This is a genomic window from Cupriavidus sp. WS, from assembly GCF_000395345.1.
Classification (GTDB): domain Bacteria; phylum Pseudomonadota; class Gammaproteobacteria; order Burkholderiales; family Burkholderiaceae; genus Cupriavidus; species Cupriavidus basilensis_B.
The window spans coordinates 20995-28648 of record NZ_AQPL01000330.1 but is presented as its reverse complement, the minus strand read 5'-3'; the positions used below and the strand labels follow the sequence as shown (position 1 = coordinate 28648).

At 69.8% G+C, this 7654-nt stretch carries 9 protein-coding genes; 7 read left to right on the top strand and 2 right to left on the bottom strand.

Annotation, left to right across the window (positions count from 1 at the left end):
• The 6 genes from K206_RS0125195 to K206_RS0125170 form a co-directional block, all read left to right on the top strand.
• Nucleotides 1-843: tripartite tricarboxylate transporter substrate-binding protein (locus tag K206_RS0125195; RefSeq protein WP_020205159.1), on the top strand; the 843-nt coding region annotated here is incomplete at its 5' end.
• Between the two features lie 322 nt (nt 844-1165).
• A complete protein-coding gene (hslV, locus tag K206_RS0125190) occupies nt 1166-1702 on the top strand; it encodes an ATP-dependent protease subunit HslV (protein WP_020205158.1) in 537 nt (178 codons plus the stop codon).
• Between the two features lie 66 nt (nt 1703-1768).
• A complete protein-coding gene (gene hslU / locus K206_RS0125185; protein ID WP_020205157.1) occupies nt 1769-3100 on the top strand; it encodes an ATP-dependent protease ATPase subunit HslU in 1332 nt (443 codons plus the stop codon).
• 234 nt (nt 3101-3334) lie between these two features.
• The gene (locus tag K206_RS0125180) at nt 3335-3913 is read left to right on the top strand and encodes a hypothetical protein (protein ID WP_020205156.1); all 579 of its coding nucleotides are present in this window, start codon (nt 3335-3337) and stop codon (nt 3911-3913) included.
• A 102-nt stretch (nt 3914-4015) separates the two neighbouring features.
• Complete coding sequence (locus K206_RS0125175; protein ID WP_020205155.1) at nt 4016-4219, top strand: CsbD family protein; 204 nt, start codon at nt 4016-4018, stop codon at nt 4217-4219.
• A gap of 256 nt (nt 4220-4475) precedes the next feature.
• The gene (locus tag K206_RS0125170) at nt 4476-4829 is read left to right on the top strand and encodes a hypothetical protein (protein ID WP_020205154.1); all 354 of its coding nucleotides are present in this window, start codon (nt 4476-4478) and stop codon (nt 4827-4829) included.
• A gap of 28 nt (nt 4830-4857) precedes the next feature.
• Here K206_RS0125170 and K206_RS0125165 read toward each other — a convergent pair whose 3' ends face one another.
• Both K206_RS0125165 and K206_RS0125160 read right to left on the bottom strand, forming a co-directional pair.
• Nucleotides 4858-5478, bottom strand: a complete 621-nt coding sequence (locus tag K206_RS0125165; protein ID WP_020205153.1) for a response regulator transcription factor — start codon at nt 5476-5478, stop codon at nt 4858-4860.
• A complete protein-coding gene (locus tag K206_RS0125160) occupies nt 5475-6926 on the bottom strand; it encodes an ATP-binding protein (RefSeq protein WP_020205152.1) in 1452 nt (483 codons plus the stop codon). Before K206_RS0125160 ends, K206_RS0125165 begins: the two co-directional genes overlap by 4 nt.
• 180 nt (nt 6927-7106) lie before the next feature.
• On the opposite strand from K206_RS0125160, the gene K206_RS0125155 reads away from it, so the two are divergent.
• On the top strand, nt 7107-7592 hold the full coding sequence (locus K206_RS0125155) for a copper chaperone PCu(A)C (protein WP_020423893.1): 486 nt from the start codon (nt 7107-7109) through the stop codon (nt 7590-7592).
• The last annotated feature ends 62 nt before the right edge of the window (nt 7593-7654 follow it).

The following is a 7654-nucleotide window of genomic DNA, read 5'->3' as shown; positions in this document are numbered from 1 at the left end:
GTCGCGCGCGAGCTGGTGATGATCATGTCCAAGCACCTGGGCACCACGATGGTGATCGAGAACCTCGGCGGCGCCGGCGGCACCATCGGCGCCAAGAAGGTCGCCCAGTCCAAGAACGACGGCTACACCATCCTGATCCACCACATCGGCATGTCGACGGCGCCGGCGCTGTACCGCAACCTCGGCTTCGATCCGCTCAAGGACTTCGAGACCGTGGGCGAGATCGCCGACGTGCCGATGGTGATGGTCGGCAACAAGAACCTGCCGCCGAACAACTTCAAGGACCTGCTGCCGTACATCAAGGCCAACGCCGCCAAGCTGTCGCTGGCCAACGCCGGCATCGGCTCGGCCTCGCACCTGTGCGGGCTGCTGTTCCAGAGCGCGATCCAGACCGAGCTGACCACGGTGCCCTACAAGGGCACGGCGCCGGCGCTGACCGACATCCTGGGCGGGCAGGTCAACCTGATGTGCGACCAGACCACCAATATCGCCGGCCAGCTCAAGGCCGGTTCGCTCAAGCCCTACGCCGCCATGCAGAGCCGCCGCGTGGAAGCGTTCAAGGACATCCCGACCGCGGCCGAGCAGGGCCTGCCCGGCGTGGAAGTGAAGATCTGGCACGCCATGTACGCGCCCAAGGGTACGCCCAAGCCGGTGGTGGACAAGCTGTCCGCCGCGCTGCAGAAGGCCGTGACCGACCCCAACTTCCGCGCCAAGATGGCCGAGCTGGGCGCCGAGGCGGTGCCGGCCCAGCGCGCCACGCCGGATTCGCTCAAGACCTTCCTGACCGCCGAAATCGGCAAGTGGACGCCGGTCATCAAGAAGGCCGGGGTGTACGCCGACTGAGCCTCCGGCCAGCCGGAATGAAGAAAAGGCCACGCGCGACGCGTGGCCTTTTTGCTTTTGCGCCGCTTCTGCGCCGTTTCTGCACCGCTCTTGCGCCGCTCTTGCGCCGCTTCTGCGCCGTTCCCGCGCGGCCGGCCGGCATCCCGCCGGGTCTGCCGGGCTGGCCCGTTGGCGGCCCGGCCTGTCCGCTGCGCCGCGCGGCGCTCGTCTATATTGGTCTGGTGCCGCCGTCCGGCAGCCGGTCGGGGCGTCGCCGCCGCGGCCCTTGAATTCGTTGCTACCGTCGCCAAGTAGCCCCCAGACATATTCTCGCGAAGGCATCATGGAACAGTATCACGGCACTACCATCGTCAGCGTGCGGCGCGGCAACCAGGTTGCGCTCGGCGGTGACGGTCAGGTCACTCTCGGCAATGTCGTCATGAAGGGCACGGCGCGCAAGGTGCGCCGCATCTATAACGGCAAGGTCCTGGTCGGCTTCGCCGGCAGCACGGCCGACGCGTTCTCGCTGCTCGACCGCTTCGAGGCCAAGCTCGAGAAATACCAGGGCAACCTGACCCGCGCCGCCGTCGACCTCGCCAAGGACTGGCGCTCGGACCGCGCGCTGCGCCGGCTCGAAGCCATGCTCATCACCGCGGACCGCGACACCACGCTGGTCATCACCGGCAACGGCGACGTGCTCGACCCCGAAGGCGGCATCGCCGCGATCGGCTCGGGTGGCGTCTACGCCCAGTCGGCGGCCAAGGCCCTGGTGGAGAACACCGACCTCGGGCCCAGGGACATCGTGGAAAAGTCGCTCGGCATCGCCGGCGAGCTCTGCATCTACACCAACACCAACTTCGTCATCGAGACGCTGGAATAAGCGTCGGCCGGCTCCCGCGCCGCCGCCGGCGCGAGGCCTGCGCGTCTCCTTTCTTGAACGGATACCATGCCGCATACCATGACCCCGTCGGAAATCGTTTCCGAACTCGACAAGCACATCATCGGCCAGAACAAGGCCAAGAAGGCGGTGGCCGTCGCGCTGCGCAACCGCTGGCGCCGCCAGCAGGTGGAAGAACCCCTGCGCCAGGAAATCACCCCGAAGAACATCCTCATGATCGGGCCGACCGGCGTCGGCAAGACCGAGATCGCGCGCCGCCTGGCCAAGCTGGCCGACGCGCCCTTCATCAAGATCGAGGCGACCAAGTTCACGGAAGTGGGCTACGTCGGCCGCGACGTGGACACCATCGTGCGCGATCTCGCCGAGATGGCGGTCAAGCAGGCGCGCGAGTCCGAGATGAAGAAGGTGCGCACCAAGGCCGAGGAAGCCGCCGAGGACCGCCTGCTCGACGTGCTGCTGCCGCCGCCGCGCGACATCGGCTTCAACCAGCCCGAGGAAAAGGATTCCAACACCCGCCAGGTGTTCCGCAAGAAGCTGCGCGAAGGCCAGCTCGACGACAAGGAAATCGAGCTCGAGGTCTCCGCCGGCACGCCCAGCATGGACATCATGGGCCCGCCGGGCATGGAAGACATGACCGAGCAGATCCGCACCATGTTCGCGGGCCTGGGCCAGGGCAAGAAGGCGCGCCGCAAGATGAAGGTGGCCGAAGCGTTCAAGCTGCTGATCGACGAGGAAGCCGCCAAGCTGCTCAACGACGAGGAGCTCAAGCACAAGGCGGTGGCCAACGTGGAGCAGAACGGCATCGTGTTCCTGGACGAGATCGACAAGATCGCCAGCCGCAGCGAAGTGGGCGGCGGCGAAGTGTCGCGCCAGGGCGTGCAGCGCGACCTGCTGCCGCTGGTCGAGGGCACCACGGTGAACACCAAGTACGGCATGATCAAGACCGATCACATCCTGTTCATCGCCTCCGGCGCGTTCCACCTGTCCAAGCCGAGCGACCTGATCCCGGAACTGCAGGGCCGCTTCCCGATCCGCGTCGAGCTGGAGTCGCTGTCGGTGTCCGACTTCGAAGCCATCCTGACGCAGACCGACGCCAGCCTGACCAAGCAGTACCAGGCGCTGCTCGGCACCGAGCAGGTCCAGCTCGTGTTCGCGCCGGACGGCATCCGCCGCCTCGCGGAGATCGCGTTCTCGGTCAACGAGAAGGTCGAGAACATCGGCGCGCGCCGCCTGTACACGGTGATGGAGCGGCTGCTGGAGGACCTGTCCTTCCACGCCGCCAAGTCGTCGGGCGAGACCGTCACCATCGACGCCGCCTATGTCGATGAGCGGCTCGGCGACCTCGCCGGCAACGAGGACCTGTCGCGCTACGTGCTGTAAGCCGCCGCCCCGGCAGCCAGCCCCGATCGCCCCGCGTGGACACGCTCCACGCGGGGCGATCGGCATTTGAGGCCTGCTTATGCCAACTGTGGGAATCGTCTGACGCGGCTTTCGGAGCCGCACGCCTGCTTGCGCGCGGGCTTGCTGCGTAACCTGTTCATACGGTGTGGGCCAGAGCGGACCGCAGGCCGGAGCCGCCATCCACGCCATGCCGTCACTGAAAAGGAGCATGACATGATGAAGAAATGGCTGATTGCCACAGCATGTTCGATGATGATCGCCGCCCCCGCCGGTCATGCGCTGGCCCAGGGCGCGCCGGGATCCAGGGCGGACTATGACGCCGCCGTGAAGACGGCCAACGCCGGCTACAAGGCCGCGCGGGCCCGCTGCGACAGCCTCAAGGACAACGCCCGGGACGTGTGCGTGAAGGAGGCCAGGCGCGACCAGGACGTGGCCAAGGCCAACGCCGAAGCCACCCGCGACGGCACCGCGAAGGCCCGCGCCAAGGCCGAGAAGGTCAAGGCCGACGCCGACTACGACGTCGCCAAGGAAAAGTGCGACGACCGCAAGGGCAACGACAAGGACGTGTGCGTGAAGGAAGCCAAGGCCGCCCACGAGCAGGCGCTCGGCGCGGCCAAGGTCGACAAGGCCGCCGCCACCGGCACCAGTACCGACGTGGCCGAGGCGCGCCGCGACGCCAGGAAGGACACCGTCGACGCCAGCTACAAGGCCGACAAGGAAAAGTGCGACGCGCTGTCCGGCGACGCCAAGGACAAGTGCCAGGCCAACGTGCAGGCCAGGTACGCCAAGTAACCTGAAACCAGCGCCGAAACCAGCGCCGAAACCAGCAGCAACCGGGCCGGCCAGCCGCGCCGCGGCGCCCCCGTCCACCGCAATCGCGACCAAGGAGCAACCATGAACTGGGATCAGATCGAAGGCAAGTGGGATCAGGCCAAGGGCAAGATCAAGGAGAAGTGGGGCCAGCTCACCGACGACGACCTCACGCAGATCCAGGGCAAGCGCGACCAGCTTGCCGGCCGCATCCAGGAACGGTACGGCTATACCAAGGAACGTGTCGAGGATGAAATGAAAGCGTGGGAGCGTGACACGCGCTGGTAAGGACCGTAAGCATTGGTAAGCGCGCTGGCAAGCGCTGCCGTGCGATGACAAAGTGGCGGCCGGCTCTCTCCCTGGGGAGCCGGCTTGCCGCTCTCACCAGCCATCCGCGCCGCGCTCCGGCCGGCGGGGACTTGACGGTGCAGCGGCGCAGGTCATCTCCACGGCCCCGCGGCGGGTCGTTCCACGGAGGCTGCCGGCCATGCCGCCGGCGGCCTTCATGACAACAACCGCAAACCGATCAGGCAGGAGGACCGAAATGAAGCGCGAGCTGCTGTCCTATTTCGCCGTGCTGGGCGGCATGGCCGCCGCCACCCTGTTCCTGTGCGCGCGCCCCGATGTCGCGCCACACGCGGCGCTGGCCACGCCCGCCGCGATCCGCGCCGCCGCCGACACACACACCGGCACGCGCACCGACACGCACACTGAAACGCGCACCGAGACACAAGCCGGCACGCGCGCCGACGCCGTGCCGCCCGCCGCCGAACTGGCGGTCGAGGCCGGCGACCTCGGCTCGCGCGCCGACCGCCATGCCAGCGACGCGCTGCGCGTGGCGCAGCAGCCGGTGCGGGAAGACGATCTCGACTGGGACTACGTCCAGCTGCGGCTCTGACGATGCCGCGCGCGGCCCGCGCGCCGCGCTAGCGCGAGACCGGCCGCTTGCCCAGCTTGCGCTGCAGCGTGCGCCGGTGCATGTTGAGCGCGCGCGCGGTGGCCGAGATATTGCCGTCGTGCTCGGCCAGCACGCGCTGGATGTGTTCCCACTCCAGGCGCGCCACCGACAGCGGCACCGGCTCTTCCATCGCGGCTTCGGCCGCGTCTTCCGATACCCCCGCCATCAGCGCGGTCAGGATCGAATCCACATTGGCCGGCTTGGCCAGGTACTCGTCGGCGCCATGCTTGACCGCCGCCACCGCGGTGGCGATGCTGGCGTAGCCGGTCAGCACCAGGATGCGCGCGTCCGGCAGGGCCGCGCGCAGCGGCCCGACCAGGTGCAGGCCGGATTCCGCCGGCGCGGTGCTGCCGGCCTCGGGCGGCGCGCTCAGGTGCAGGTCCAGCGTGATGTAGGCGAACGGCGTCTGCGCGGCCAGCGCGAGCGCCTGCGCGCCGGTATGCGCGATCTGCACCGCGTAGCCGCGGCGCGTGAGCGCGCGCGCCAGCGCGCCGGCGAACACGGCATCGTCGTCGATGACCAGGAAGGGGCCGGCATCGCCGGTGCCGGGCTGCTGCGTGGCGGCGGGGTCGTGGGAGGCGTCGGTCATGGCTGGCTCGTTGTCGTGGGTGCGGCCGTGGATGGGGCCGCGGGTGAGGCAATCGGTTGGGCTTCGGGCGGCGCGGCGGCAGGCTCGGGCAGATGCAGCTCGGCCACGGTGCCGCCTTCGTGGTGGTCGTGCCAGGCCAGCCAGCCGCCCATCTGCAGCGCGGCGCTCTGCGCCAGGTAGGCGCCGATGCCCTGGCCGCCGTGCATGCTGCTCATGGGCGCCTCGCCGAGCCGCGCGCGCTGCGCCGGCGGGATGCCGAGGCCGCGGTCGGTGACGCGGAAGGTCAGCGTGGGCTGGCCCTCCTGCTTGTCGAGCACGATGGCCAGGCGCAGCGGCACCTGCGCGTGGCCGGCGGCGAGCTGGCTGCGCGCGGCGTTGTCGAGCAGGATGGTCAGGATCTGGCCCACGCGCGCGGCCTCCACCGGCAGCGCGGCGGCCTCGCCGATGGCGCTGGCTTCCAGGCGCGCATGCGGGTGGCGCAACTGCCAGCGCTCGACGAAGCCGTCCAGCCACGCGTCCACGCGCTGCGGCGCGGCGGTCTGGTGGTCGTCGCGCAGGCGCGCCAGGATCGACTTGCACAGGTCGAGCTGCTGCTCCACGGTCTGCAGGTCGGGCAGGTAGGCGTTGACCGGGGTGGCGCCCAGGCGCGCGTCGGCGGCGTCGGCGCGCAGCTCGCCCGCGATCACCGCGAGCGTGGCCAGCGGCGTGCCGATCTCATGCGCCACGGCGGCGGCCTGGTCGTTGAGCGCCTCGATGCGCGCGTCGCGCAGCAACTGCTCGCGCGCGAGGTTGAGTTCGGCGTCGCGCTGGCGCAGCACGTTGGACAGGCGCGCCACGAACACCGCGATCATGGTGGCGCTGACGACGAAGTTCAGCCACATGCCGGCGAGGTGGTAGGTGATGGCGTTGTCCGGGTTGTGCAGGTTCAGCGGCACGTACTCGATCAGCATCACGCTGTAGCAGGCCATCGCGTAGAAGGCCAGCACCACCACGAGGCGCCACGGCAGCACCGCCCCGGCGATGGCCAGGCCGGGCAGGTAGAACGAGACGAACGGGTTGGTCGCGCCGCCGGTGAAGAACAGCGCGGCCGACAGCGCGGTCAGGTCGACCAGCAGCTGGCCCATCAGCTCGGCGTCGCTGGGCCGCGCGCCGCGCCCGCGCTGGTGGCGCAGGCGCAGCCCGGTCAGCAGGTTGAACAGCGTCTGCAGCGTGAGGATGGCCAGCAGCGGGCTGTAGGGCAGGATCACGCCGGCCACCGCCTCGCACGACACCAGCAGCAGCGCCTGCCCGCCGAGCAGCGCCCAGCGCAGCCAGAACAGGCGGCGCAGGCTCACCAGGTTGTGGCGCAGCGGGCCGGTGCGGGCGGAGGTCGCCGCGGCGGCAGCGGCAGCGGCGGACGCGGCGGCGGGAGAGGCCGGGCCGGGCGGCACGGCGGAGGAGGTATCCATGCCGCGAGTTTAACAATGGCGCGGCGCGGGCCCGCATTATGCGACACCGTGCCGCATTGGCCACCCCGCGGCGCGCTGCCAGACTGGTTCGTTGACCGCCGGCGCCGGCCACGCCGCCCGCGCCGGCATGGTCTAATGGCGCCTTTGCGACGCAAGTGAAGTTCAGTGGAGAAGATTCCCATGCAAGCCAGATTCCTCGCCGCCCTGCCCGCCGCCGCTGCCGTGCTGGCCGCGCTCTGTTCGGGCGCGGCCTTCGCGCAGGTCGACGTCAGCAACGCCTGGGCCCGCGGCACCGTGCCGGCGCAGACCGCGACCGGCGTGTTCATGACCCTGCACGCGCACGAGACGGCCAGACTGGTCGGCGTGAGCACGCCCGCCGCGGCCACCGCCGAGGTCCATGAAATGAAGATGGACGGCAACGTCATGCGCATGCGCGCGGTCGGCGCGCTGGACCTGCCGCGCATGCAGGACGTGGAGCTCAAGCCGGGCGGCTACCACGTGATGCTGATGGGCCTCAAGGCGCCGCTCAAGAAGGGCGACACCGTGCCGCTGACGCTCAGGATCGAGCAGGGCGGCAAGGTGATCGAGGAGAAGGTGGACGCCGAGGTGCGCGACCTCGGGGCCGGCGCGCCCGCGGCCGGCGCGCACGGCGACCACAAGCACTGAAATTGAAGTCCCGGCTCCGGCCGGCGGTTGCGCGCTCCGGCGGTCCGGTCAGCGGTCCGGCG

Excerpts from the sequence above, each read along its gene's own strand:
- hslU (WP_020205157.1), top strand. The coding sequence starts at position 1,769 with ATGCCGCATACCATGACCCCGTCGGAAATCGTTTCCGAACTCGACAAG.
- K206_RS0125160 (WP_020205152.1), bottom strand. The coding sequence starts at position 6,926 with ATGGATACCTCCTCCGCCGTGCCGCCCGGCCCGGCCTCTCCCGCCGCC.
- K206_RS0125155 (WP_020423893.1), top strand. The coding sequence starts at position 7,107 with ATGCAAGCCAGATTCCTCGCCGCCCTGCCCGCCGCCGCTGCCGTGCTG.
- hslV (WP_020205158.1), top strand. The coding sequence starts at position 1,166 with ATGGAACAGTATCACGGCACTACCATCGTCAGCGTGCGGCGCGGCAAC.
- K206_RS0125180 (WP_020205156.1), top strand. The coding sequence starts at position 3,335 with ATGATGAAGAAATGGCTGATTGCCACAGCATGTTCGATGATGATCGCC.
- K206_RS0125170 (WP_020205154.1), top strand. The coding sequence starts at position 4,476 with ATGAAGCGCGAGCTGCTGTCCTATTTCGCCGTGCTGGGCGGCATGGCC.
- K206_RS0125175 (WP_020205155.1), top strand. The coding sequence starts at position 4,016 with ATGAACTGGGATCAGATCGAAGGCAAGTGGGATCAGGCCAAGGGCAAG.
- K206_RS0125165 (WP_020205153.1), bottom strand. The coding sequence starts at position 5,478 with ATGACCGACGCCTCCCACGACCCCGCCGCCACGCAGCAGCCCGGCACC.